The organism is Mycobacterium szulgai, assembly GCF_002116635.1.
Taxonomy (GTDB): domain Bacteria; phylum Actinomycetota; class Actinomycetes; order Mycobacteriales; family Mycobacteriaceae; genus Mycobacterium; species Mycobacterium szulgai.
The window spans coordinates 18,193-42,192 of the sequence record NZ_LQPW01000091.1 but is presented as its reverse complement, the minus strand read 5'-3'; the positions used below and the strand labels follow the sequence as shown (position 1 = coordinate 42,192).

The following is a 24,000-nucleotide window of genomic DNA, read 5'->3' as shown; positions in this document are numbered from 1 at the left end:
TGGCCACCACCTCAACGGCCGAGTACCGCGACAATTCTCGCGGCGACCTGACCCGCGACGCGTTGTGCTGCATCCCCCTTCCCCGGCACGTAGCGATCGGCGGCCGCGTCGTACTCGGCGCCGGCGATCGACCCGTGATCGGCGGCCAACTCCACTAGATTCACCGGCCACTGCATCAGTTGCAGAGCGGCGGCGAAGTCTCTGCTGACGCTCACCGGTACGACGTCGTCGGCGAGCCCGTGCAGCAGGGTGAATGGCGAACCGACGCGGGCGGTTGACAGCTCCTCTGCCACGTAGCGGCCAAAGATCGGGTCTCGGGCGACAAACGCGCCTGCCAGACAAACCGTATGCGCGACATCGATTTCGAAGCGCTCAGCGTTGATGGTTAGGGCAGCCGCAGCTGCACCGCCCAAGGACCACCCCGCGAGCACGATGCGGTCGCTACCGCGTTCCCGGGTGAATTCGACGGACCGCAACAGGTCCGCGCGCCCGCCGTCGGCGGCGTGTGAATTCCAGTCGGGCGCCACCACTCTGGCGCCATGGCCGGCGAGCAGACCAGCCAGAGGCCGGACGGCGGCGCGCGCATCGCTCTGCATGCCATGCCACAGCAGGATGGTGGGTTGCGCTGGATCGCCGAAGACGTCGGCTTGCCGTCCGGGTGCGTACTCGACCGTCTGCACAGGGACCGGGATGCCCGGACGACGTGGATCCAAACCACATCAGTCACACGAGCACCGGCCTGGAGGGCACCACCCGACTCAGGAATGCGATATATCGCATGCGATAGCACTTTGGCCGCGAGGCCGTACCGTGGACGGATGGCCAGGACTCGCGACACCGATGCCTGCCCGGGCGCATTGCAGGTCCACCAGGCCGCCGACGGTGCGCTGGCACGGATAAGGCTGCCAGGCGGGATGATCACCGCCGGCCAGCTGGCCGCGCTGGCGGGTGCGTCGAGCCGCTACGGCTCGGGAACCCTCGAGCTGACTGCTCGCGGCAATGTGCAGCTGCGCGGCATCACCGACGTTCCCGCAGTCGCCGAAGCGATCGCAGGCGCCGGACTGTTGCCGTCGGCAACGCACGAGCGTGTCCGCAACATCGTCGCGTCGCCGCTGTCGGGCCGAGCCGGCGGCCGAGCAGATGTGCGGGCCTGGGTCACTGAACTCGACGCGGCAATTCAGGCGACACCCGAACTGACCGGTCTGGGCGGCCGATTCTGGTTCGGTGTCGACGACGGACGCGGCGATGTGTCCGGGCTGGGCGCCGACGTCGGCGTTCACGTTCTAGACGATGGTGTCGCCTTGCTGCTGGCGGGACGAGACACCGGCGTCCGGGTTGACGACGTGACCGCGTTGCTGCTGAGTGTCGCGCGCCGGTTTGTTGAAATCCGCGGAAAAGCTTGGCGGGTAAAGGAATTACCGAACCTCGACGAGCTGGTGCCCGATGTCCAGCTTGGCGCTGGCTTTCCCTGCGTTACCAACGGACCGGTTGGGTGGATACCGCAGGATGACGGCCGCGTCGCACTAGGCGCCGGGGTGCCGCTCGGGGTCCTGCCCGCCCACGTCGCGGAGTTTCTGGCCGCAGTCGAGGCGCCGCTGGTGATCACCCCCTGGCGGTCGATATTGGTCTGCGATCTCGACGAAGCGGTTGCCGACACCGCGCTTCGCGTGCTGGCGCCGTTGGGCCTGGTGTTCGACGAGAACTCACCCTGGCTGTCGGTCAGCGCGTGCACCGGCAGCCCCGGCTGCGCGCACTCGGTCGCCGATGTGCGCGCCGATGCCGCCGAAGCAGCCGGCGACGCCGGCACGGCGGTGCACCGCCACTTCGTCGGGTGTGAACGGGCGTGCGGCAGTCCGCTGGCCGGCGACGTGCTCGTCGCCAGCGAAGACGGATATCGACTGCTCCGAAGCACCAACGCTTAGGGTGGGCGAGTGCTCGACTACATTCGCGACGCCGCGGAGATCTACCGCCAGTCGTTCGCGACGATTCGCGCCGAAGCTGACCTCGACCGCTTCCCCGCCGACGTCGCCCGCGTCGTGGTCCGGTTGATCCACACCTGCGGGCAGGTCGATGTCGCCGAACACGTCGCCTACACCGACGACGTCGTCGCCCGCGCCGGCGCCGCGTTAGCGGCCGGTGCTCCGGTGTTGTGCGATTCGTCGATGGTCGCCGCCGGAATCACCCTGGCGCGCTTGCCCGCGGCCAACGAGGTCGTGTCACTGGTCGCCGATCCGCGCGCGGCCGACTTGGCCGCCCGTCGGCAGACCACCCGGTCGGCGGCCGGTGTGGAGCTGTGGGCCGAACGGCTGGGCGGGGCCGTGGTGGCCATCGGCAACGCGCCCACCGCTCTTTTTCGACTGCTCGAACTGATCGACGAGGGCGCTGCGGCGCCGGCTGCGGTGCTGGGCGGACCGGTGGGCTTCGTCGGTTCGGCGCAGTCCAAGCAGGAGCTCATCGACCGTCCGCGCGCCATGTCGTACCTGGTGGTGCAGGGCCGCCGCGGCGGGAGCGCCATGGCCGCGGCCGCGGTCAATGCGATTGCGAGCAACGCCGAATGACCCGCGGCACTTTGTGGGGAGTCGGCCTGGGGCCCGGTGATCCAGAGTTGGTGACGGTCAAGGCCGCCCGGGTGATCGGCGAGGCCGACGTGGTGGCCTACCACAGTGCGCGCCACGGCCGCAGCATCGCCCGCGGTATTGCCGAACCGTATCTGCGGCAAGGCCAGATCGAGGAACACCTGACCTACCCGGTGACCACCGAGACGACCGACCATCCCGGCGGATACGCCGGTGCGCTCGAAGACTTCTACACCGAAGCGACCGAGCGGATAGCGGCGCATCTGGACGCCGGACGCAACGTCGCGCTGCTCGCCGAGGGCGACCCACTGTTCTACAGCTCGTACATGCATCTACACACCCGGCTGACGCAGCGGTTCAACGCCGTGATTGTGCCGGGTGTGACGTCGGTGAGCGCTGCGTCGGCGGCGATCGCGACGCCCTTGGTGGCCGGTGACGAAGTGCTGTCGGTACTGCCGGGAACGTTGCCGGTCGCCGAGTTGACCCGCCGGCTCACCGACGCCGACGCGGCCGTCATTCTAAAGTTGGGCCGTTCGTATCACGGCGTCCGCGAGGCGCTTTCGGCTTCCGGGCAGCTCGACGACGCGTTCTACGTGGAGCGCGCCAGTACCCCGGGACAGCGAGTGCTGCCGGCCGCCGAGGTCGACGAAACCAGCGTGCCGTACTTCTCGCTGGCCATGCTGCCCGGTGGGCGACGGCGCGAACAAGTGGCCGGCAGCGTGGCAGTGGTAGGACTGGGGCCGGGCAACGTGGACTGGATGACGCCGCAGAGTCGACGCGAATTGGCTTGCGCCACTGACTTGATCGGCTATCACGGGTACCTGGACCGCGTCCCGGTTTGCGAGGGACAGCGGCGCCATCCCAGCGACAACACCGACGAACCCGCTCGGGCGCGACTGGCGTGCGCGCTGGCCGAGCAGGGCCGGTCGGTCGCCGTGGTGTCGTCGGGCGACCCGGGGGTATTCGCCATGGCGACAGCGGTTTTGGAGGAAGCCACGCAGTGGCCGGGGGTACGGGTCCGGGTGATTCCGGCGATGACGGCAGCCCAGGCGGTCGCCAGCCGAGTCGGCGCTCCGCTGGGTCACGACTATGCGGTTATCTCGCTATCCGATCGGCTCAAAACGTGGGACGTCATCGCCGCGCGCATTGACGCCGCCGCCGCCGCGGACCTGGTGCTGGCGATCTACAACCCGGCGTCCAAGACGCGGACCTGGCAAGTGGGCGCGATGCGGGATCTGCTGCTCGCACATCGGGACCCAGGCACGCCGGTGGTGATCGGCCGCAATGTTTCCGGGCCCGACGAGAGCGTCCAGGTGGTCCGGTTGGCCGATCTGAATCCGGCCGACGTCGACATGCGCTGTCTGCTGATTATCGGTTCTTCCCAAACGCAATGGAACACAACAGATTTCGGCGACCAGGTGTTTACTCCCCGACGCTACCCCGGCTAGCCGCCGAGCGCCTTGGCGATTGCCGCCGCGGCTTCGGCGATAATCGCGTCGCTGGGTTCGGCGTCGTAGCCTTGCCCGGCGCGGTCGGAATAGATCGCCACCACGTGGGCCGCGCCGCTGGGCGACCACACGACGGCAACGTCGTTGGCGCGCCCGTAGTCGCCACTTCCCGTCTTGTCCACCACTTTCCACTCGGCGGGAAAGCCAGCCCGGATGCGTTTGGCTCCGGTCGTACTGCGGGCCAACCAATCGGTGAGCATCGTCTTCTTCTCGGGAGGCAATGCGTCGCCCAGAATGAGTTGCTGGAAGACAAGGGCGATTGCATGCGGAGTCGTGGTGTCGCGCGGATCGTCCGGTGCGTCGCGGTTCAATTCGGGTTCCAGCTGGTCCAAGCGGCTCACATTGTCGCCCAGCTCGCGCAGGTATCCGGTGAAGGCCGCGGTGCCGCCGATATCGGCCAGCAACAGATTGGCAGCGGTGCCGTCGCTGTAGCGGATCGCCGCGTCACACAGTTCCCGAATCGTCATGCCGGTCTGGACGTGTTGTTGGGTCACTGGCGAGATCGACCGAATGTCGTCGCTGTTGTAGGTGATCACCTTGTCCAGGTGCGTCAGCGGGTATTGGTGCAGCACGGCTCCCACCAGCGGCGCCTTGAAGGTGGAGCAGAATGCGAAGCGTTCGTCGGCTCGATAGGCGATCTCGGCACTTGGGTCGGTTGCCGCGGCGAACACACCCAACCGGGCGGTGTACTTTCTTTCGAGTTCCATGAAGCGACTGGTCAAGTCGGGGCGCGTTCTGGTCGACACAGGATGGTCGTTAGCGGTGCGGCCCGCACACGCCGCCAGGGGCCCTAATAGCGCTGTGGCGAGCAGCAGCTCACGTCGTCTGAAACGGTTAACCATGCGCGACAACCCAATCGGCCGCTTCCTGCACGGTGCCAACCGCCGTGACGCCGGACGGTAGCGGTGGACGGGCCACCATCACGATCGGGATGCGCAGTGCTCCAGCGGCATCCAATTTGCCACGGGTCATGTCGCCGCCACTGTTCTTGGTGACCAACACGTCGATGCGGTGATCTTTCAGAATCGTGAGCTCGTCGTCGTAGCGATACGGGCCGCGGGACAGCAGTATTCGGTGATGACGCGGCAATACGGTGGCGTCGGGCGCGGTGACTGCACGGATCAACAACCACGCGTCGCTGTCTGCGAAGGCCTTGACTCCCGAGCGGCCGGTGGTCAGAAAAACTCGCGAATAGCCTTGCTGCTTAACAGTTTCCGCAGCGTCCGTATCCGACGCCACGACGGTAGCTTCGCCGGGGTCCCAGGGCGGCCGGGCCAGCACGAGGTGGGGCAACCGCAGTTCACCGCAGGCCTCGGCGGCGTGCGCGGTCATGGTCGCTGCAAACGGATGGGTGGCGTCGATAACGGCGTCAATGTTTTCTTCTATCAGCCACTGCCGTAGTCCCTCGACGCCGCCGAATCCGCCGATTCGCACCGGGCCCACCGGTAATGCCGGCTCGGGAACCCGGCCGGCCAACGAGCTGATGATGTCGATACGCGGGTGTAAGGCTTTGGCCAATGCGCGTGCTTCGGCGGTGCCGCCGAGCACCAATACTCTGATCAATGCGACTCCCGGCGGGCCACCGAGTAGAGGTAGCTGTCAGTAAAGCCTTCGGCGGCAAGCACTTCGCCGACAACGACGACCGCCGTCTTGGTGATCTCGGCATCGTGCATCTTGGCGGCGATATCGGCTAAACAACCGCGCAGTACCGTCTGCTGTGGCCAGCTCGCGAAAGCCACTACCGCCGTAGGGGTTTCGGCTCGGTATCCCCCGTCAAGCAGCTGCGGCACAATCGCGTCGATCTGGGCCGCGGCCAGGTGCAGAACCAGGGTGGCGCCGCATTGGGCGAGGGTGTTGAGGTCTTCGCCGGGCGGCATCGGCGTGGACAGGGTGGCTATTCGAGTCAGGGTGACTGTCTGGGCGACTCCGGGGACGGTGAGCTCACGTTTGAGCGCCGCGGCAGCCGCGGCGAAAGCCGGCACGCCCGGCACGATTTCGTAGTCGATACCGAGCGCGTCGAGCCGGCGGGATTGCTCGGCTAGAGCGCTGTACAGCGACGGGTCACCCGAGTGCAGGCGGGCCACGTCGTGACCGGCGGCGTCGGCGGCGGCGAGCTCGGTGATGATCTGCTCGAGCGTCAACGGGCCGGTGTCGATGACCTTGGCATCGGGAGGACAATGCGCCAGCAGATCGTTGGGCATGATCGAACCCGCATAAAGGCAGACCGGGCATCTTTCGAGAAGTCGTTGCCCACGAACGGTGATCAGGTCGGCGGCGCCGGGCCCCGCGCCAATGAAATACACCGTCATCGCTTGGTCACCGTCCACTGCGTGACCGGCAGCTGCGGGCGCCACCCGGTGAAGCCGCCGAGCGGTTCGCCTCGGTAGTGCTGGAAGCGTTGCAGTTTGCCTTGATGCCGTGAATATTCCTGTACCAGTAGGGCTTCCGATTCCGCGGTGACCGCGTTAGCGACCAGTCGCCCTCCGGTTGGCAGGTGTTCGAGGCAGGTGTCCAGCAGGCCGGGCTGGGTCAGGCCGCCGCCGATGAAAATGACGTCAGGTGTTGCTGCGCCGTCGAATTGGCCGGGCGCTTCGCCGCGCACGTCGATAGTCACACCAGAAGCCGCGGCGTTGGCGGTGATGTTGAGGCGGCGTCGTTCGTCGCGCTCGAAGGCCACGGCGGTGCAACCCGGCCCGCTTCGGCACCACTCGACGGCGATGCTTCCCGCGCCGGCACCGACGTCCCAAAGACGCTGTCCCGGTCGGGGTGCCAGCGCGGCCAGGGTCACCACGCGGATCCCCTGTTTGGTGATCTGGCCGTCGTGAACGAATGCGTCGTCGGGTAACGAACTCAGGCGCTCGTCGGGCAGGTAGCGAACGGCGATGACGTTCAGATCGTCGACGTCGGCTGGTGCGTCGTCGGCCCACTGTCGGGCGGTGCCGTCTCGCCTGTGTTCAGCTGGGCCGCCCAGTTGCTCGAGCACGCTGAGTTCGGAATCACCACGCCCGTAAGTGTTGAGCAGCGCTGCCAGCGTCTTGGGTGTGGTGCGGTCGGTTGACAGCACGATCGCTTGGCCGCCGCGGCGCACCGCGGTGTGCGGCGGCGCGGTGACCAGGCTGATGATTTCGGTTTCGTGGACATTCCAGCCCATGCGTGCGCAGGCGAGCGTCACTGATGAGACGTGTGGCAGCACTTTGACTTTCGCGGGGCCGAATAGCCGGATCAGGGTGCCGCCGATGCCGTGAGTCAGCGGGTCGCCGCTGGCCACGATATGGATGTCGTGGTCGCGGTCGTCGAGGCTCTGCAGCGCGGGCAGCATGGGTGACGGCCACTCGTTAAGAGGGGCGGTTATGGTCTCGTCGAGCAGGTCGAGCTGTCTTTTGGACCCGTGAATCACCGCGGCGCTGCGTAATTCGGACCGTGCGGATTCCGAGATTCCCGGCATTCCGTCGGCGCCGATACCGATGACGATGATCATCGCGGCATCCTGCGCCACACGAACTGCGGCAGCAACTTCAGCGTGAAAAACATGGGCCGCAGTGCCCACGGGATCCACACAGTGCGCCGCCCCTTGGCCAGCGCACGCGCAGTGGCCGCGGCCACCTGCTCGGGCGTGCTGGACAGCGGCGCGGGTGTCATGCCTTCCGTCATGCGTCCGATGACGAATCCGGGGCGCGCGATGAGGAGTTTCACGCCGGTGTCGTGCAGCGCGTCGGCCAGGCCGTTGGCGAAGCCGTCGAGGCCGGCTTTGGCCGACCCGTAGACGTAGTTGGCGCGGCGCACCCGCACTCCGGCCACCGAGGAGAACACGACCAGTGATCCTCGCCTGGCGGTCCGCATTGCGACGGCCAGGTGGGTGAGCAGGCTGACCTGGGCGACGTAGTCGGTATGGACGATGGCGACCGCGTGCGCTGCGTCGGTTTCCGCGCGGGCCTGATCACCGAGGATCCCGAAGGCCAAAACGGCGGTGCCGATGGGGCCGTGATCGGCGACGATCGACTCGATCAGCGCGCCGTGCGAGGGCAGGTCGTCGGCGTCGAACTCCCTGGTATAGACGTTGCTCGCACCGGCGGCGTCGAGGATGGCGACTTGCTCCTGCAGCCGGCCGGGGTTGCGGGCAGCCAGCACCACTGTTGCGCCGGGCGCCAGCCGCCGCGCGAGTTCAATGCCGATCTCGCTGCGACCGCCGAAAATTACTACCGGACCTGCGCCCGTGTCGTCCACGGCTGCGATTATGACCTGCGCTAGCGTGGACTGTGATGGCGAATACCACTACGCGGCTCACTGACGACGCGTTGGCGTTCCTCTCCGAACGCCATTTAGCCATGCTGACCACGCTGCGGGCCGACGGTTCGCCGCACGTGGTGGCCGTCGGATTCACCTTCGATCCCAAGACGCACATTGCCCGGGTGATCACCACCGGCGGCTCCCAGAAGGCCGTCAATGCCGATCGCGGTGGCGTCGCCGTCCTCAGCCAGGTCGACGGGGCTCGGTGGCTTTCGCTTGAGGGCAAGTCGGCCGTCAACAAGGACATCGACGCAGTGCGCGACGCCGAATTGCGTTACGCGCAGCGCTATCGCACCCCCCGGGCCAATCCTCGGCGGGTGGTCATCGAGGTTCAGGTGGAGCGGGTGCTGGGTTCCTCGGATCTGCTTGACCGGGGTTAGTGGTCGTATAGGGCAGCCAGGCGCCGCCGGCGGGTCCTGACATCGCCTGCAGGCGCGCGTTCTGTTCTCCCGTGCGCGGCAGGGCGAAATTCGAGCCGATTGCGGCGCACGCCGACGAGGCAGCGGCGAACGGCACGCTCGGGCTGACGGTCCAGGTGTTGGCGGCGCTGCGGCAGGCCGCGGGATGAGCGTCGCCGCACGGGGCCGCTTGCCAGCGGCCGTCCGTTCGCTGCAGGGTGCAGGCGCCGGCGCCCGCACGCGGCTCGTCCGGCGCCCAGCTCCATAACGACGCCTGGATGCGCCCATCCTCGGGAAGCAGCTGATCGAAGCCGAACAGATTGACCCCGCAGTCGGTCATCGCTTTCACCTTCGAGGGGGTGATCGCCTCGGGATTGGGCGGCGGACGGGTGGGGCTGGACAGAGCGCCGATCAAGGTCGAATCCTCGAAGTAGCGCACGAGCCTGCCGGCGTAGACGGCGCTGCCGTACGTCGCATCGCAGCTGGGGTAGGGCTGATAGCCGGGGGTTGAGCCGCTCTCGGCCTCCAAGCCGTCCCAGTCGAACACATCGGCCGACCACCCGGGTGCACAGGCGCCGACGAGCATCACCCGCGCCCCCGATCTACGGACGTCGTCGCGCGATGCGCCCAGCGGCAGCGGGACGCAGCCATTCGTGGATCGCTGGCCTGGATTCGGTTGGTAAATAAGGCTTTCCCCGGTTGGCCCTCGGAGCGCTGTGTTTAGGGTGGCGACGGCCGAGGTGTACGCGGACGGGTCCTTCAATTCGTCCTCGAGGTAAAGCAGGACGACTTCGTCGGCGTGTGTGTTGAGCCACGTCGCGATCTCGGTGAGCACCTTGCCGAGGGGCGGTTCGGTGGTGCAGCCGAAGTTCGCTTTGTCGGGGCTAAGCCCGTGGCACACCGTGACGTCAGGGGCCCCGAAGCGCTCGATGCGTCTTATGTAGTGGAGGTCCAGCTCGAGGCTGCGCACGTCGATGTCCAGCTGTTGAGTGAGCGTAAGTTGCTGGTTGGAATCGACGTGCGAGACGGTGAGCGATTCGGCGACGCTGTTGAACGAGTTGTGGGTGCCTATCCACTGAGCCTCCTTGAGCGGCAACGGATTTCCGAGGGCGTACTGAAACTGCGCGGTACGGTGCACCCAGGACTGCAGGTAGGCGTCTCGTGCGGCTTGGGTGACGCGGTGAGCGAGCGGAAGAACGCAGCTCGTCTCGGCTATGCCGGCGCGCCGGCATTCAGCGGCGAACGCGTCGACGCCTTTGCCGAGCGCGACGCACGGGACAGCGATCGGGCTGATAGCGTCGCACGGTCCTGTGGGGGACGGATCCGCGGAAACCGTTGTGGCCGTTGCCAATAGCAGGACTAGCGAACTACCGACGGCTGCGCATTGCAGCCATCGGATGCGGGGCATCCGGCTACCCTTACACGTCAGCGCGCCGGTTTCGAGGGATGTTGTCGAAGTGTTGCAATGGCCGTTCGTGTTCGAGATGAAGGGGGTGCTCGTTGGGGGTTGCCGAGCTGGCGCAGGAAGAATCGACCTACAAGCTCACAGGTCAGCGCACTAGCTGGTCGCCAGACCCGCAATAGTGACACAAGTTACGCGACCTGGGAGCAAGCTTTGCTGTCGCACCGTGTCAACCAATCGTGCTGCTCGGCCGGGAGTCTGGCCAACTTGGGTGAAGGGCGTGGTGGCGCGAAACGGGTTAGGCTTGCTCGCGCCGTGCCGCCGATCAGAAAAAGGGGAGTCATCGTGGCCGATGATTTAGCAGTCGATCTCGCTGCGCTGCACGTTGGGAGCAACCACGTGCTCGATGGGGTCGGCGAGGCGGCTGTGGACTTCCTTCGTCATGAGGATGGGCTGGCGGATGCGGCGTCGGGGTGGGTTGGGTCCTCGCAGCTGGCGTTGGGTCAACTCGCGGCTCGGTGGGAAGCCCGGCACAGCCTGCACAAGCTTCAGGTAGGCGGGTTGGGGCTGCATGTCGCCGAGGCGATGGTTGAGTACCGCACCAACGAGGACGCCTCGTGCGGGGCGCTCGGGTCGGTAGCGGGGTAGCGGGTGGGGTCGTTGACCCCTGCTGACGTCAAAGGCTGGGATCTGGGCGCGATCCATTCGGTGTTCGAGACGGCCAGCGGGCGCGCTGCTACGTTGCAGCGGTTGGGGGACAGTCTGGATCAGGCCCACAATGTTCTGGCCGGCTGGCAAGGGGAAGCGGGGAGGCCTTCCGTGCCGATGTGGGCAAGATTCGTCGCGACGTCGAGGCAGACGGCGCGGAATCCCAGCAGGTGGCGACGGCGGTGTCGCACGCCGAGGCCGACGTGAGCGCCTGCAAGCGCGAGCTGGACGATATCGAACAGGCTGCTGCTGCCAAGGGCTGGACCATCACGCCGGCCTGGCGCATCGACGTTGGCGACACTTGGATTGGGCGTGATCCACTTGAGTTCGCGGCCCAACAGCAGATATTGCAGGACAAACTGATCTCGTGTGCGGCGCACGCCCACACCGCCGACCACGAGCTTGCCACCGCTATCGGCGCCGCCGTCGGCGAAGTCTCGCTAGGTCCGCCTATGCCAGGTGGTGGACCAGCCCTACCAGCCCCTGCGCCTGGCGGCAAGCCGCGGACGTGGCAAGACATGCTGCTGCCCGGCGGCCCCGTTGGCGGTAAGCCCGGCGATGCCACGCCGGTACCTCCGGGGGCCGGCGAGCCACCTTCGCCGGCAGACCTTTTACCGCCTGCCGGCAAGCCCGAGCCTGTTGGCAGTGGTGAGCAGTTACCCCCACCCGGGAGCCTGCCGGACGTGCTGAGCTGGTTGCGCCAGTCCGCTGCTGCTGGGGCACTGCCGCCTCGGCTGAGTGCCGCGGAGGTGGAGAGTTTCAAGGCGATGGCCCGCCAAACCATGATCGGCGATGGTGTGCCGCCAGAGCAGATCGAGGCGCGACTCAATGACATCGTGGGGCGCACCCAGCAGTGGATCGACAAGGGGATGCCCAACTACGTTCCGCCTGCGCCGCCGCGCCCGCCGGCGCCGGGATTCGCCGAGGGATTCGGGGACCGCTGGTTTGCTACCGAACAGGGGATCAAGAATCTGTTCGGGCAAGGAGGGCCGGGAGCGCCGGGTGTGCTGCAGTCCTGGGAGCAGATGCTCAAGGGCACCGTTGGAGTTGCGCAGAACCCGGTGGGGGCGGCGGTCGGGGAAATCAAGGGTGCTTTGGAATCGCCGAGCCCGGCCTACTATGCGGGCGCCAAGGCCTCCGACGGTGCCTATGCCTTGCCGGGAATGCTGTTCGGTGGAGAAGGGGCAGGCGTTGTCGGGCTTGGCGACCTTGACGCCGCCGCAATTGACTACGGCCCAACGCATTTACCGCATACACCGATCGGATTCGATCAACCCCTCACCTACCACTCGTGGGCGGACCAGGCGGCGCTCGATCTCAATTCCGCGCATGTACACGAGGAAGCCACCGCAGGCCTCAGTCGAAAGATCGCGGAGATGTCGACTCACTACATTGGCGACAACCCAGACCGCGTCGTGCTGGGTAAGTTCGACGGTCACGAGGATGGCTACATCGGCGACGCCCGAGGTAATGGAGGGATCTACTTTGATACAGGCGGCCCGACTTGGGATGCCATGATCCAGGGGCTAAGCCAGCGTGAAGCCGACGGCCTTGTATGGCAAATTAACGAACAGTTCCTTCGAGGCCAAATGGAGCACGGTGTGCCTCGGATCGACTACGAACTTTTCGGTAGATTTGCTTCTGTTGACGACGTTTTAATCGTGGATCCGGAAACTTTCTCCGCTAAAGAGATAGAATTCTTAAAGAATAACGCTGGCACGTATGGCTACCAACAAGTTGGGGACTCGTGGATACGTGTAACGGACGGAAGTAAATGACAAAGGAATTTTTGGCTGAAGTTGGATTAATCGTCGAGCCCTTATTGAATGAGCTCGGTTTTCAGATGGATGGGCACGACGATAACGTGGATGAAGACGGCCCGACGGGCGCTGCCGTTTATTTTCGTTCGAAGGATTGCAAGATCCAAATTTACGATTCACGGCGCGACGCTTCGGTTAACTGTATGATCGCTCCACTCGACGCGCCAAATGTATTCGGTCCTTACGATCGTTCTAGAACGTGGCAGTACCTTGTCATGTTGGCTATAAAACAGGGGGTTCCGCGCGAAGAGGTCATAGAGGATAAATTGCCGAGCAATTTTCCAACCATTCGTCAGCGACTTGAATGGGTGCGCGGTCGCATTAAGAGATATTTTCCCGCAGCGCGCAGCGGTATTCTTGAAATGAACAGATCCGAGTATCGAAACTCGGGCCACTAAGAAATTTTTGCGCGGCTCTGCATTGAAAGCTTGTGTGATTAGCCAATGTGGAGGACAATGAAGCTCTCGTGGGCGGCCAGGCGCTTCTGGTTTTGTAATGGGTAATACGCCCCGTGAGATAAACATGCACCTGGGCCCCTTACTCACTGCTCGTGGCTTTGAGCTCGAAGAGGTCGACGCCGATATCGTGTATGGCGAGCGCGGTGCTTGGGTGATGTTCTATCGCAGTGCTGACTGCAAACTTCAGATTTGCTGGTCCGCCAGGGATGGCGGGATAGACTTCATGCTCGCGCCACTCGATGCGCCGAACGAATTCGGACTGCTGAACCGGTCAGAGAAATGGCAGTTCATGCTATTACTGAGTGGGGTACATGATGACTTGCCGACGCCTGGGCTTGACGTCGACGATAACACAGTAATGTCCTGGCTCGAGGCGCTCTTCGATCTACATTTTGAAGCTGCTTGCGATGCGCTGCTGTCGGGGCCTAAGCAATAGGGAGGCGATGCTGGCGGCGGGCCGCCCGACGCGTTCTCTGCGATGGAAATAAACTTCCTCAACGACAATGCTGCCGGATATGGGTATAAACGAGTCGGAGACGCATGGATTTATGCGGGAGGCGGAGAACGATGACTGTCAAATTTTCTACACATGTTGAAACGACACTGGGGCCATTACTAGCAGAACTTGGTTTCATTCTGGACGAGGTCGACGACACTCCGGATGAAGGCGGGATTGAACGGCATATCGTCTACTACAGATCCTTTGATTGCAAAATGCAGATATTTGACTGTTCCCGCGAGGGTGAAGTGAACTGCATGATTGCTCCGCTAGAAGCACCAAACGAATTCGGTTTGACGAGCATGCGATGGCACTACATCACTAAGTTCTCGAAACGACCAAACGTCTCACCGCAAGAGCGCCTAAGAATTGCGATAGCCGAAGCTAATGCATATGAAGATCCCGTGCAATGGGTGAAGGATCGCATCGTTAAGCACTATGAGACAGCGCATGCCGGTATTCTAGTAATGTACGGTAACCGATAGCGATATTGAGACCAGACCTCGCTTGGCAAGTCAAACGAACATTTCCTACGCAGCCAATTCGGAGAATGTTGGGCATTGACTCCATTGTAGACCGTGAAAGGTACTCACCACTTGAAAAGATGGCGCTTGCAAACCGAGGATCATTTTCGGCCAGGCATGAACCCGCCCGTATGGCGACCGATCAGCTCAAAAGCAATCGTTGCACAAGCAGGCACCCGGCCGCAGCCCGTGTGGTTCCCATCGTCCGGTATGTTATCGCCGCCGCCGGAGCAGGAAGGTTAAGGCCTCCAACGCGGTTGCCGTGCATAGGTTTTGCCCCGCTCAAGGACTTTGCAGTCCAGGCCGATCAAGCACCGCAAACGCTACCATCGCATCAGCGATATTTGACAAGGGTGCGCATCCCGCCGATTTCGTCGCCCTGCCGATCTCTTGTCCGGCCGGTAGGGCATCCACAGCAAACTGTTAAAAACTAGGGCACTATCCATATTCGCTGGCAGATAGCAGAAACCTAACGCCCGTCAAAAATCAGCAAAGTTGAATAACGACGTGGAACAAAGGGCGATAGCATGGTCGCCTGGCACCGGGGCCGCTGGTCCGTGGCGCTCGTATGCGCGGGTTGTCTCTGACCTCTACCTGGTTTCGGGCACGCTAACCAGACCTCAGACGCGTGGAAGGAATTGATGAGCGGGGACGACGAAGTACGGATCATCCTCGACCAGCTATCGCAGCTGCTCGGAATACCGCCTCCACCGGTAGTCACACCCGACCAGCTGGCGACCGGTCACTCGAATATCAGCCAGTTACTGAGGGCGCTGGGCGCCGCCGCCAACGGCGGCGACGCCACAGACAACGGCGAAGCACAAGCTGGACACGACGAACGCCAGGCCAAGACCAGCGATGCCTTGACTAAGTTTCCGGCCAACGAAGATCAAGCGGCCGCACAGTTGGCCAGCGTCGGCAACTCTGGACAGATGGCCCAGATGCTTCAACAAATGCCTCAAATGGCATCTGGCATCGCAGGCGGAATCGCTGGGGCGCTGGGAGGGGCGTTACAACCACTGAGCCAAATCCCGCAGCAAGTCGCTCAGGCCGGTCAACAGGCCATGCAGATGGGAATGGGCATGCTGCAGCACGGAGCGGGTGCCGGCGAGGCAACACCTGGTGAATTGCTCGGTGCCGAAAGTGAGCTGGGTCGAGGTGTCGGCGAGATAGGCGGCGCGGGCGGGGGTGGAGCCTCCGGAGGGGCGGGCATTGACACCACAACACCAACAGCGATGCTCGGTCCACCGCCAACGCCTTCCGCCGGCACCGTTCCAGCAGCGTCGCATGCAACATCAGTAGCGCCGCCGAGCGCACCGGAGCCGTCGACTGGGCCGCGGGGCGGTATGGGGGCGATGCCGATGATGCCACCGGGCGGCGGCATGCACGGCGCGGGCGGAGCAGGTAGCGAGGCGAAGCCGGATACCAAACGAATCGTCGCGCCAACGGTAAAGAACGGCGCTCCAGTGCAAGGACGAATCACGACGCCGCCGCCCACCCCAGCCGTGATTAAACGCGTCGACGGCAAGCCGGTCGCGACTAGGCGCATCCTGCTTCGTGACGAGAAGCGCGAGGATGACGGTGCTACCGGGAGCGGTTGATCGGCTGACGAGTCGGAGATGAAACGTTTTCAACGGCAGCGAGAGCCAATTGCCTGCTCACAGGGGGTGACTACCGATTTTGTGGACAGACGATACGATCCACCGCGTGTCGAACGTGCTCCCACCGCCGCCTGTGCCGCCCCAGTGGCAGTTTACGGGTCCGTCCAGGCCTAACCAGCCATCACGCTGGCTGGCTATTGCATCGCTAGCGCTAGCTCTAGTGGCGACCGGAGTGGCGATCGGTGCCTGGTTTCGACCGCTGCCCAGTCATCCTGCTCCCGCCGCATCTACGTACTCAAGCCAGCAGGTTGCGGAAGCCAAAAGCAAAGTGTGCGCTGCGTATAGCAAAGTGCATAAGGCAATCAAGGCGAGTTCCGCTCGGGATATTGGCAATGACCCGACAGCGCAATTGGCGTTCGCGCTTAACGGGCGCCAGGCGCTGCTCGCAGGAAGCGAATACCTTCGGACCATACTCGCTGACGCACCAGCCGCCCCAAAAGAACTCGCGGCCACAATCCGAAAACTCACTGACGTTTTCCAAGAACTCACCGTCAACTATCTCAACGGTCTACCCGATTCCGAAATGGAACCAACACTGCGGGCCGGTGATGAGGCAACTCTAACTATCGAAGGTTTGTGCAGGTGACCCCTTTTCCTCCGGGAGAGTGGTCCCTGATACTCGTCGGCGATCAATGGCCGGATGATCAAGACATAATTGCGCTCGATCGCGGCAATAGTAATCGTAAGACTGCAACAATTCAATTCACAAATTTTGCGGAGTCTCTGCATGGAGCACAAACCGGTGCTCTTATCGATCAGCGCGGCTACACCGCAGAAGACCTCCGAACCACCTTCCAACAGGGCGAAGATCATGCTCGACACGTGGCAAGAAAGAATGCAATAAAGAAAAGTGCATATAAAACTGCCTACAATAGCGTGTCAGCCCTTCGTCACGACCTGAGCAGCTTGGCCGAAGAAGGTAACAACGAGATTAAGGAAATACAGGCTAAAAAAGAGCCTGTCGAAACTAAGGTAGGAAAGATCGTCGCGGCGATCCACAGATACCGCGGCATGGCCAACGTTGCCGCGGCGAAGTGTGGCGGCAGCGTTTTCGACGCGATGCAAACGATCCTTACCGAGGAGCACCTAGTACCGTCGGCCCGTCAATTCGCGGAATCACAGGGTATTGACGTTGTAAACCTTTTCCGGCAAGGCAGTGGAGAAGAGGACCTGGAGAAACAAGTTAAGGACGTCCTCGAGGGCGAGGGGTCGCCCATGGGCATCACGTCTGCCTTTCGGACACCGCCTGCAACAGCTGGACCGCCACATCCCGGCGAACACGTCAACCGCACCGACCTCGGCTCCGCCACTGGCACGACACAGGCATTCGGCTCGGCGACGCCTATTTCTGTAGCGCAGGCCGGGAACAGCCAGGGTTCAATGATCGGCTCGCAGATGGGCGTCTCGCCAGCCTTCAGCAGCGCACGCTTTCAGCCTCCCTCAACAATCGGATCCGACATCCCTCCGCCTGCTGCCTCGCCCGTCAATCCGCCGGCATTAGGCGTGCCGCACCAATCGCCAGCGATACCGACTATGTCTTCGTCGTACAGTGCTCCGGTGACGCTTCCAACCACAGAATTAGGAGCAAGCAGTCACTTGTCCTCGGCGGCGACAACATACAGCGAACCCGCCGAGTTAATGCAAAGCTTCAACAAGGGAATGGAATCCGGCGCGCCCTTTTCCGCACCCGGCAATGCCGTACCGACGAGTCCGTTGTCGCACACAGAATCGCAGCTATCGTCGACTCCACCAACTGCACCGTCCGCGGGCATTAGCAGTCCGGTGCATGCGCCAGCGTTCGACTCGCCTCCACCTGTCCAACATGCACCCGTCCCCGAAGCTCCCTCACCGCCAATCGTGGCCGCATCACTGGCACCAAACCCGACCCAGCCCATACCGTCCGCCGCTGGGCCGCTACCGACCTACGGCGCCGACTTACGACCCGCAGTGCCAACAACAACGCCAGCCGCACCACCACCATCGCCGCCGCCACTACCCGCTACACCGAGTTCGGCGCCAGTACACCCTGCCGCGGGCCAAGCCAGCACAAATCACCCCCCGGTCGTCCGCCAAGCGCCGCCACCAACCAGTTCGACACCACCCTCGAACGTAGGCGCCCAAGCCGTCGTTGCCACCGCCAGCGGAGCCGTCGCCGGGACAGCGTCGGCCGACGCGACCGAGCGGGCCCGCTTACGGAAGATCGTCATCACGGTGGCCCGTCAACAACCTCGACTCGCGTGGGCGGCCGGCAACCGCGCGGACAACACCACCGTCCTCGCAACCGATTTGGCCAGCGGATGGATTCCACCGGGCATCGCACTCCCCGCCGCGGTCACACTCCTGCAACCCGCGCGTCGCAGCGGCAATCTGGAAGCCTTGCTCGGCGAAATCAATATCGCTGAGGCCTACACCCCGATACATCATGTGCCCGACGAGGACGAACCACTGGCAACCTCACCTCGGCCCCGCCAAGCCGAGACTATCGACGAATTCGCCTGGGAATTAAGCCAAGCCACGCAGTGGCGCGATGGGCTACCGCGTTTAGCCCACACGCTGGCCAAGGCCGCCTGCGCGGGCACCGGCGTGCTGGACTCCGAAATCGCCATCCTACGTGAGCATCTGGCAACAACGAGCGCCAAAGTGCTCGACAGCTACCCCGAGAACATCGATGCCCACGACGTCGGCAACTGGCAACTCCTAGCCGCCATCGACGCACTAGCCGCAGGTGACAAAGCGTCAGCCAACTATCACTTCGCGTGGTTTCAAGCCTGCGCCCGCTGATTCAGCGTGATCCGGTGTCGTCCCGGCGCCACGGCAACCGTCGGCCCGGCCGGCTGCTCGTCTAGCTGCACCTCCAGCCGGTCAGGCAACCCGCCAAGCGTGATCTGCACGGCAGTATCGGTAGCCACCTGAATGGTCGATGACGGCAGCGACGCCAACCCGGCCCGTTCGACGTCCACCCTAAAGCTCGCAACGCCTTTGAGCCGCAGCGTTAGATAAGGCAGCGCACCGACCGGCGCCCCTACCCGCCAGTCCAACTCGGTGTAGAGCCCTGGCGTCGGGTCGAAGTGCGGGACGAAGCCGCGGTGTCGCCGTGTGGTGTGCGTCGGGTCCGGCCTGGCATAGGACCGCGCGTCGATCTGCGCGGTGGCCCCGCGCCGAGCGACCACGTCCGCATCTGCGACAAGTTCCGACAGCCACCACACCTGATGCGGCCCAATACCCAGATTCGCCCGCACCAACTGCGGATACCACACGAACGTGATGTGGCCCGGATTCCCTTGGCGCAGACCGGTTCCCATGTGTGCAATCGGATCGTCGAATTCGTCATGAAACACCCACGCGATGTGATCCTCGAGCGGATAGACGGTAAACCGATATCGGTAGCCCAGCCGATCGAATTCGAGCACCTGCTCGGCAACCGAGGCGACCGGCACCAACTCGTCGACCAGACCGTGCGCGATCACGTACGGAAGCCAGCGCGCATTCGGCAGCAGCTCCCAGGTATCGCCTTCGCGGGCACACGGCGTATCGAGATCGAGGTTGGCCGGGATGTCGACGTTGGGCCATAGCCGCACCCCACACGTCGGCGGACCAGCCAACACAACCGCTTGCGCAAACACCTCCGGATAGCTCAACCCCAGCTTGTACGCCGCGTAGCCACCCATCGAATAACCGGAAATCACAGTGCGATTCGGGTCGGCGCCCAGCTGCTCGGCCGCCCGCGCCCAGGCCTCCCAGACGTCAAGCTCGCCGGTGTCGAGGTACCACGTTGACGGTCCCCGAGCCAACGGCGTCACCACGACCGATCCGCGCGTCTCACAAACCTCGTGCAACAAACGCGGTTCGATCGCGGCGAACTGGGACTGCCCCAAGGCAAGCGAATGCAACAGCAACGTCAGCGGCAACTTCTGGCCAGGCGCATACGTCGACGGCAGACACACCGAATACGGCTGCACTCGCCCGAGAAATTGCGGCTTGGTGTCCAACACGCTGCCCTCGGCAACACCTTGGCCCAGTTCGACCGAGGACACGTACCAGCGTGTCGATGCCCCGGTGACCACGGGCTCGGGCGTCGTCTGGTGAGCCGCCAGCTGATCCCATACCACGGCGACCGCGAACTCGGAGACGTCGCCGCTGGTCAACGCGGCGGCCTGAGCCGCGTCGGACCAGAAGTTCAGATGCTGCTTCTCCTGGTCGTGAGTGCGGAACGCGACGTTGTAGACGTTGGGCTGGCCGGGCAACGCGCCGTGTGCCGCTGACACGTCGGCGAACCCGTCACCCGCGGCGTTCGCCAGTCCGGCGACCAGCCGGACTGTCCAGGTCCCATTCGGCTCCAGCACAGACCGCGGAACCTGAGCAACAAATGACCGTGCCGGCAGGTCGACACTGAGCTCGACCGGGGTGACCGCCTGCGTGGTCAAGTCGATGAGCCGGGCGCTGCGACCCGAAACCAGCAGCGCCATGTCGATACCGGCGGAGTGCACGCCCGCCCCGGCCGGCCACTCGTCCGACGCGGCACGGTCGCGGTCGGTGTCGAAGGCAAACAAGGCGATCGGTACTGTCGCGTCGACTAGCGTGTTCCAGTCGATCCGCCACCAAGTGTGGGTTTCGGTAAGCCCGATCGCGACCCGGAAGATGTCGGCCCCGTTGTTGGCCGCGGGTCCAGCGGGATAGGCGTAGGTGCCGTGCGGCGGCGCCTGGATCTTCAGATCCCCGAGCGGCAGGCCCGTTGCTCCATGGTCGTCGTACAGGAAGTCCGTCCAGAACAGCGCCCCGCCGGCGACCCTGCCGGTACCGCAGGTTCGCGGAAAGTCCTCGCCAAACGGCCATCCCGACGGCACCGGAAGTGACGGTTCCGGCCGCAGCGCAGCCGGCGGCACGCCCTCGGGCATCCCGTCGACCACGACGAGTTCGGCCGGTGGTGCCGGCGCGCGCGAGACGGGATGTACCACCGCGTCGGCGATATGACGAGCGATGCGAAACGGAAGAAGAGTGAGGTCCAACAAAGACACCACGCCAACCTACTTGGCGCATCCGACATCTCGCCGCTAGGACACAGGCACCACGGTCAGCTCGTGCGGCCGGTTGTTGACGGATTGGGCACCGTCCTCGGTCACAACGACGATGTCCTCGATGCGCGCCCCCCACCGCCCCGGGAAATAGATACCCGGCTCGATGGAAAACGCCATGCCCGCTGCTAGCGGCAGAGCATTGCCGGACACGATGTAGGGCTCTTCATGCACGCACAGCCCGATGCCGTGTCCAGTGCGGTGCACGAAATACTCCGCGAGCCCGGCATCGGCCAACACCGAGCGGGCCGCGGCATCGACCTGCTCGGCCGTCACCCCCGGGCGAACCGCATCGTAGGCAGCGCGCTGTGCCCGCTGGAGTAATGAATATTGTTGCGCCACCTCAGGATCAGGCTCACCAATGCTGTAGGTACGGGTTGAGTCGGAGTGGTAGCCGGGTCCATATGTCCCGCCGATGTCGACGACGACGATGTCTCCTGCCTGCAGTTCGCGATCCGAATATCCGTGATGCGGGTCAGCGCCATGCGGCCCGGAGCCCACAATGATGAACGCCACCTCCGAATGTCCCTCGGCGACAATCGCTTCGGCGATATCAGCGGCTACGTCGGCCTCAGTGCGGCCCGGTACCAAGAACTCCGGCACCCGGGCATGCACCCGGTCGATCGCCGCGCCGGCCTTGCGCAGCGCGTCTATCTCGGCGGCCTCCTTAACCATGCGCAACTTACGCAGCACATCGGTGGCCAATATCGGTGTCACGCCAAGAACATTCGCTAGCGGCAGCAAATGCAATGCCGGCATGGAGTCGGTGACAGCCGCCCGGACGCCGCCCAAGGCAGCACTGACCAACCGATACGGATTTTCGCCATCGACCCAATCCCGCACGGCCAGGCCCAATTCCACCGCAGCGGAGTCCTTGAGCGAAGCCAACTCTAGTCGCGGCAGCACCATGGTCGGCTCACCAGCAGCCGGCACCACTAGCGCAGTCAGGCGCTCGAACGTGTCAGCACGCGAGCCGATGAGGTAACGCAGGTCGTAGCCCGGAGTGATCACCAAGCCGGCCAACCCGGCGTTAGCGGCCCCGGCCGCGGCCGCGGTCAACCGCCGGAGATACACCGCGGCGTCGAATCGAGAGTCCACGCCAGCCAGGCTAATGCCTTGATTGCCCCGCTCTTCCCCGCCCGCTTCGTCGCCAGGCCAATACAGCAGCCTGGCAGGATTGTTGGCATGCCCGCACCCCCAAGCTCGACGAGTGGCGACCCGCGGCGTATGCAATCGCCACTGCTGCTACTCGACGGCGCCAGCATGTGGTTTCGCTCGTTCTTCGGGGTGCCGTCGTCGATCAAGGCTCCCGACGGCCGCCCGGTCAACGCAGTGCGGGGCTTCATCGACTCCATGGCCGTGGTGATCAACCAGCATCGTCCAAGCCGCCTCGCGGTGTGCCTAGACCTGGATTGGCGACCCCAGTTCCGGGTGGACCTCATCCCCTCCTACAAGGCGCATCGGGTTGCCGAGCCCGAGCCCGAGGGCCAACCCGACATCGAGGAAGTACCCGACGAACTGACCCCGCAGGTCGACATGATCATGGAGCTACTGGACGCCTTCGGAATTCCCACCGCGGGTTCACCGGGCTATGAGGCCGACGACGTATTGGGCACGTTGGCGGCACAGGAACGCAGCGATCCGGTGGTCGTCGTCAGCGGAGATCGCGATCTGTTGCAAGTCGTTGCCGACGATCCCGTCCCCGTTCGAGTGCTCTACCTGGGCCGCGGGCTGTCCAAGGCCACCTTGTTCGGGCCCGCCGAAGTGGCCGAACACTATGGCGTCCCAGCGGATCGAGCCGGCGCGGCCTACGCCGAACTCGCGTTGCTGCGCGGCGATCCGTCCGACGGCCTGCCGGGCGTGCCAGGCGTCGGCGAAAAGACGGCTGCAACGTTGCTGGCTCAGCACGGCTCACTGGAGAACATCGTGGCGGCCGCCCAAGATCCGAAATCCAAGATGCCCAAGGGACTACGCACCAAATTGCGCGCCGCAACGGATTACATCGAGGCGGCGGGCCAAGTGGTTCGCGTTGCCACCGACGCACCGGTCACGTTGTCAACGCCGACAGACAAGTTGCCGCTGGCAGCCGCCGACGCCAAACGTACCGCCGAACTGGCCAGCCGATACGGCGTTGGGTCGTCGATCGGCCGACTGCAGAAAGCGCTCGACGCGCTGCCCGGGTGACCAAGAGCTAGCGCATGCGATATCGACTCTCAGACTGCATCATGGGTCGCCTGGGCGGCCGTGCAGCGCTCTGAAAGCCAGACACCGTTCTATTGCGGGCGGCCGACCTCGTAGGTGCCCTTGTCGTCCTGGAACGTCACCGTCACATGCTTTGCCGCGCCGTCGATGCTGACGGTGCACTCGAAGGTTGCTCCCTTTTTGACGGTGGGGTCTGTGCCGTTGTTGCACTTGACGTCTTTGACGTTCTTGGCGCCGTAGCCGGTGGTCTCGTCGGTGAGGATTTGCTGCACACCGGAGTTGGCCTTATTGATGTCCAGCTTCGTGGTGACGAAGAATCCGGGTTGCCAGAAACCGGTGATCAGGATACCGATGACGAACAGCGCGACGATGCCGCCAACCACGCCCAGGACCAAGCCGGTGGAACGCTTTGTGCCCTTCCCGGACTGGTCATAGGGCTGCCCGGGGTACTGGCCGGGTGGGGCATATTGCGGGGGCTGTCCCGGCTGCCCGGGCTGACCGTATTGCGGCGGCTGACCGTACTGCCCCGGTTGCTGGTACTGGCCTGGTTGCTGGTACTGCGGCGGGGCGCCGTACTGGGTCGCCTGCGAGTTGAAGTCGGGTTGCCCATATCCGGGCGCGGACTGCGGGTACTGCTGCGGGTAGGCCGGATCCGCCGGCTGCTGGTACTGGGGGTATTCGGTGGGCGTGTACGCCGGAGCGTGCCACGTCGCGTCCTGGCCTTGCCCCGGCTGCTGCTGCCAGGGCGATCCGGCCATCGTCGGGTCCGAGGAATGATCGCCCCCCTGGCCGGGCTGTTGCCACGGCTGCCTAGGGTCTGATCCCTGCGGTCCGCTCATCGTCTCTCCTCAGTCCGTGCTGGTCGCATTCTTCGATGTAACCGTA

At 64.2% G+C, this 24,000-nt stretch carries 24 protein-coding genes; 12 read left to right on the top strand and 12 right to left on the bottom strand.

Features of this window, described 5'->3' with window-relative positions:
• Positions 1–11: 11 nt before the first annotated feature.
• A complete protein-coding gene (locus AWC27_RS14580; protein ID WP_085671136.1) occupies positions 12–680 on the bottom strand; it encodes an alpha/beta hydrolase in 669 nt (222 codons plus the stop codon).
• Positions 681–818: 138 nt separating this feature from the next.
• Here AWC27_RS14580 and cobG point away from each other — a divergent pair, with 138 nt between their 5' ends.
• Genes cobG through AWC27_RS14565 form a run of 3 tightly spaced genes read left to right on the top strand, consistent with a single transcriptional unit; the run spans position 819 to position 4,024 of the window.
• Complete coding sequence (gene cobG / locus AWC27_RS14575) at positions 819–1,922, top strand: precorrin-3B synthase (RefSeq protein ID WP_085671135.1); 1,104 nt, start codon at positions 819–821, stop codon at positions 1,920–1,922.
• Positions 1,923–1,931: 9 nt separating this feature from the next.
• On the top strand, positions 1,932–2,558 hold the full coding sequence (locus AWC27_RS14570) for a precorrin-8X methylmutase (protein ID WP_085671134.1): 627 nt from the start codon (positions 1,932–1,934) through the stop codon (positions 2,556–2,558).
• Positions 2,555–4,024 carry a precorrin-2 C(20)-methyltransferase gene (locus tag AWC27_RS14565; protein WP_085671133.1) on the top strand — a complete coding sequence of 490 codons (1,470 nt, stop codon included), beginning with the start codon at positions 2,555–2,557 and terminating at the stop codon, positions 4,022–4,024. The genes AWC27_RS14570 and AWC27_RS14565 overlap by 4 nt, the downstream gene beginning before the upstream one ends.
• On the opposite strand, the gene bla is transcribed toward AWC27_RS14565, so the two are convergent.
• Genes bla through dprE2 form a run of 5 tightly spaced genes read right to left on the bottom strand, consistent with a single transcriptional unit; the run spans position 4,021 to position 8,308 of the window.
• Entirely contained in the window at positions 4,021–4,926 is a 906-nt protein-coding gene (gene bla, locus AWC27_RS14560; protein ID WP_085671132.1) for a class A beta-lactamase, read from the bottom strand. The genes AWC27_RS14565 and bla overlap by 4 nt on opposite strands.
• The gene (locus AWC27_RS14555; protein WP_085671163.1) at positions 4,919–5,644 is read right to left on the bottom strand and encodes a cobalt-precorrin-6A reductase; all 726 of its coding nucleotides are present in this window, start codon (positions 5,642–5,644) and stop codon (positions 4,919–4,921) included. Before AWC27_RS14555 ends, bla begins: the two co-directional genes overlap by 8 nt.
• Positions 5,644–6,393 carry a precorrin-4 C(11)-methyltransferase gene (cobM, locus tag AWC27_RS14550; RefSeq protein ID WP_085671161.1) on the bottom strand — a complete coding sequence of 250 codons (750 nt, stop codon included), beginning with the start codon at positions 6,391–6,393 and terminating at the stop codon, positions 5,644–5,646. The genes AWC27_RS14555 and cobM overlap by 1 nt, the downstream gene beginning before the upstream one ends.
• Entirely contained in the window at positions 6,390–7,562 is a 1,173-nt protein-coding gene (cbiE, locus tag AWC27_RS14545; RefSeq protein WP_085671162.1) for a precorrin-6y C5,15-methyltransferase (decarboxylating) subunit CbiE, read from the bottom strand. Before cbiE ends, cobM begins: the two co-directional genes overlap by 4 nt.
• The gene (gene dprE2, locus AWC27_RS14540; RefSeq protein ID WP_085671131.1) at positions 7,559–8,308 is read right to left on the bottom strand and encodes a decaprenylphospho-beta-D-erythro-pentofuranosid-2-ulose 2-reductase; all 750 of its coding nucleotides are present in this window, start codon (positions 8,306–8,308) and stop codon (positions 7,559–7,561) included. The genes cbiE and dprE2 overlap by 4 nt, the downstream gene beginning before the upstream one ends.
• A 35-nt stretch (positions 8,309–8,343) precedes the next feature.
• Here dprE2 and AWC27_RS14535 point away from each other — a divergent pair, with 35 nt between their 5' ends.
• Complete coding sequence (locus AWC27_RS14535) at positions 8,344–8,751, top strand: F420-dependent biliverdin reductase (RefSeq protein WP_083114887.1); 408 nt, start codon at positions 8,344–8,346, stop codon at positions 8,749–8,751.
• On the opposite strand, the gene AWC27_RS14530 is transcribed toward AWC27_RS14535, so the two are convergent.
• The gene (locus tag AWC27_RS14530; protein WP_085671130.1) at positions 8,693–10,177 is read right to left on the bottom strand and encodes a phosphoinositide-specific phospholipase C-related protein; all 1,485 of its coding nucleotides are present in this window, start codon (positions 10,175–10,177) and stop codon (positions 8,693–8,695) included. The two genes, AWC27_RS14535 and AWC27_RS14530, sit on opposite strands and share 59 nt — an antisense overlap.
• Positions 10,178–10,516: 339 nt before the next feature.
• On the opposite strand from AWC27_RS14530, the gene AWC27_RS14525 reads away from it, so the two are divergent.
• The 6 genes from AWC27_RS14525 (at position 10,517) to AWC27_RS14510 (ending at position 15,781) form a co-directional block, all read left to right on the top strand.
• Positions 10,517–10,819 (top strand): RNA 2'-phosphotransferase, encoded by a 303-nt coding sequence (locus tag AWC27_RS14525; protein ID WP_085671129.1) that lies wholly within the window; start codon positions 10,517–10,519, stop codon positions 10,817–10,819.
• Between the two features lie 179 nt (positions 10,820–10,998).
• The gene (locus tag AWC27_RS31135) at positions 10,999–12,657 is read left to right on the top strand and encodes a hypothetical protein (RefSeq protein ID WP_169726794.1); all 1,659 of its coding nucleotides are present in this window, start codon (positions 10,999–11,001) and stop codon (positions 12,655–12,657) included.
• The gene (locus AWC27_RS30215; RefSeq protein WP_139837002.1) at positions 12,654–13,097 is read left to right on the top strand and encodes a hypothetical protein; all 444 of its coding nucleotides are present in this window, start codon (positions 12,654–12,656) and stop codon (positions 13,095–13,097) included. The genes AWC27_RS31135 and AWC27_RS30215 overlap by 4 nt, the downstream gene beginning before the upstream one ends.
• Before the next feature lie 97 nt (positions 13,098–13,194).
• The gene (locus AWC27_RS14515; RefSeq protein WP_245847110.1) at positions 13,195–13,593 is read left to right on the top strand and encodes a hypothetical protein; all 399 of its coding nucleotides are present in this window, start codon (positions 13,195–13,197) and stop codon (positions 13,591–13,593) included.
• Positions 13,594–13,724: 131 nt separating this feature from the next.
• Positions 13,725–14,141 carry a hypothetical protein gene (locus AWC27_RS30210; RefSeq protein ID WP_139837001.1) on the top strand — a complete coding sequence of 139 codons (417 nt, stop codon included), beginning with the start codon at positions 13,725–13,727 and terminating at the stop codon, positions 14,139–14,141.
• Between the two features lie 680 nt (positions 14,142–14,821).
• Positions 14,822–15,781, top strand: coding sequence for a hypothetical protein (locus tag AWC27_RS14510; protein WP_245847109.1), 960 nt, complete (start codon positions 14,822–14,824; stop codon positions 15,779–15,781).
• Between the two features lie 295 nt (positions 15,782–16,076).
• Here AWC27_RS14510 and AWC27_RS30205 read toward each other — a convergent pair whose 3' ends face one another.
• Both AWC27_RS30205 and AWC27_RS14505 read right to left on the bottom strand, forming a co-directional pair.
• On the bottom strand, positions 16,077–16,322 hold the full coding sequence (locus AWC27_RS30205; protein ID WP_139837000.1) for a hypothetical protein: 246 nt from the start codon (positions 16,320–16,322) through the stop codon (positions 16,077–16,079).
• A gap of 398 nt (positions 16,323–16,720) precedes the next feature.
• On the bottom strand, positions 16,721–16,927 hold the full coding sequence (locus tag AWC27_RS14505) for a hypothetical protein (protein ID WP_085671127.1): 207 nt from the start codon (positions 16,925–16,927) through the stop codon (positions 16,721–16,723).
• On the opposite strand from AWC27_RS14505, the gene AWC27_RS33000 reads away from it, so the two are divergent.
• Positions 16,853–18,622: a DUF5631 domain-containing protein gene (locus AWC27_RS33000; RefSeq protein WP_342744549.1), complete on the top strand. Its 1,770-nt coding sequence runs from the start codon at positions 16,853–16,855 to the stop codon at positions 18,620–18,622. The genes AWC27_RS14505 and AWC27_RS33000 overlap by 75 nt on opposite strands.
• Here AWC27_RS33000 and AWC27_RS14490 read toward each other — a convergent pair.
• Positions 18,604–20,856 (bottom strand): alpha/beta hydrolase-fold protein, encoded by a 2,253-nt coding sequence (locus AWC27_RS14490; RefSeq protein ID WP_085671159.1) that lies wholly within the window; start codon positions 20,854–20,856, stop codon positions 18,604–18,606. The genes AWC27_RS33000 and AWC27_RS14490 overlap by 19 nt on opposite strands.
• Before the next feature lie 36 nt (positions 20,857–20,892).
• On the bottom strand, positions 20,893–22,011 hold the full coding sequence (locus tag AWC27_RS14485) for a M24 family metallopeptidase (protein ID WP_085671124.1): 1,119 nt from the start codon (positions 22,009–22,011) through the stop codon (positions 20,893–20,895).
• Between the two features lie 129 nt (positions 22,012–22,140).
• Between AWC27_RS14485 and AWC27_RS14480 the strand changes: the two genes are divergently transcribed.
• Positions 22,141–23,097, top strand: a complete 957-nt coding sequence (locus tag AWC27_RS14480; RefSeq protein WP_085671123.1) for a 5'-3' exonuclease — start codon at positions 22,141–22,143, stop codon at positions 23,095–23,097.
• Between the two features lie 89 nt (positions 23,098–23,186).
• On the opposite strand, the gene AWC27_RS14475 is transcribed toward AWC27_RS14480, so the two are convergent.
• Positions 23,187–23,954 carry a DUF4333 domain-containing protein gene (locus AWC27_RS14475; RefSeq protein ID WP_085671122.1) on the bottom strand — a complete coding sequence of 256 codons (768 nt, stop codon included), beginning with the start codon at positions 23,952–23,954 and terminating at the stop codon, positions 23,187–23,189.
• Positions 23,955–24,000: the final 46 nt, after the last annotated feature.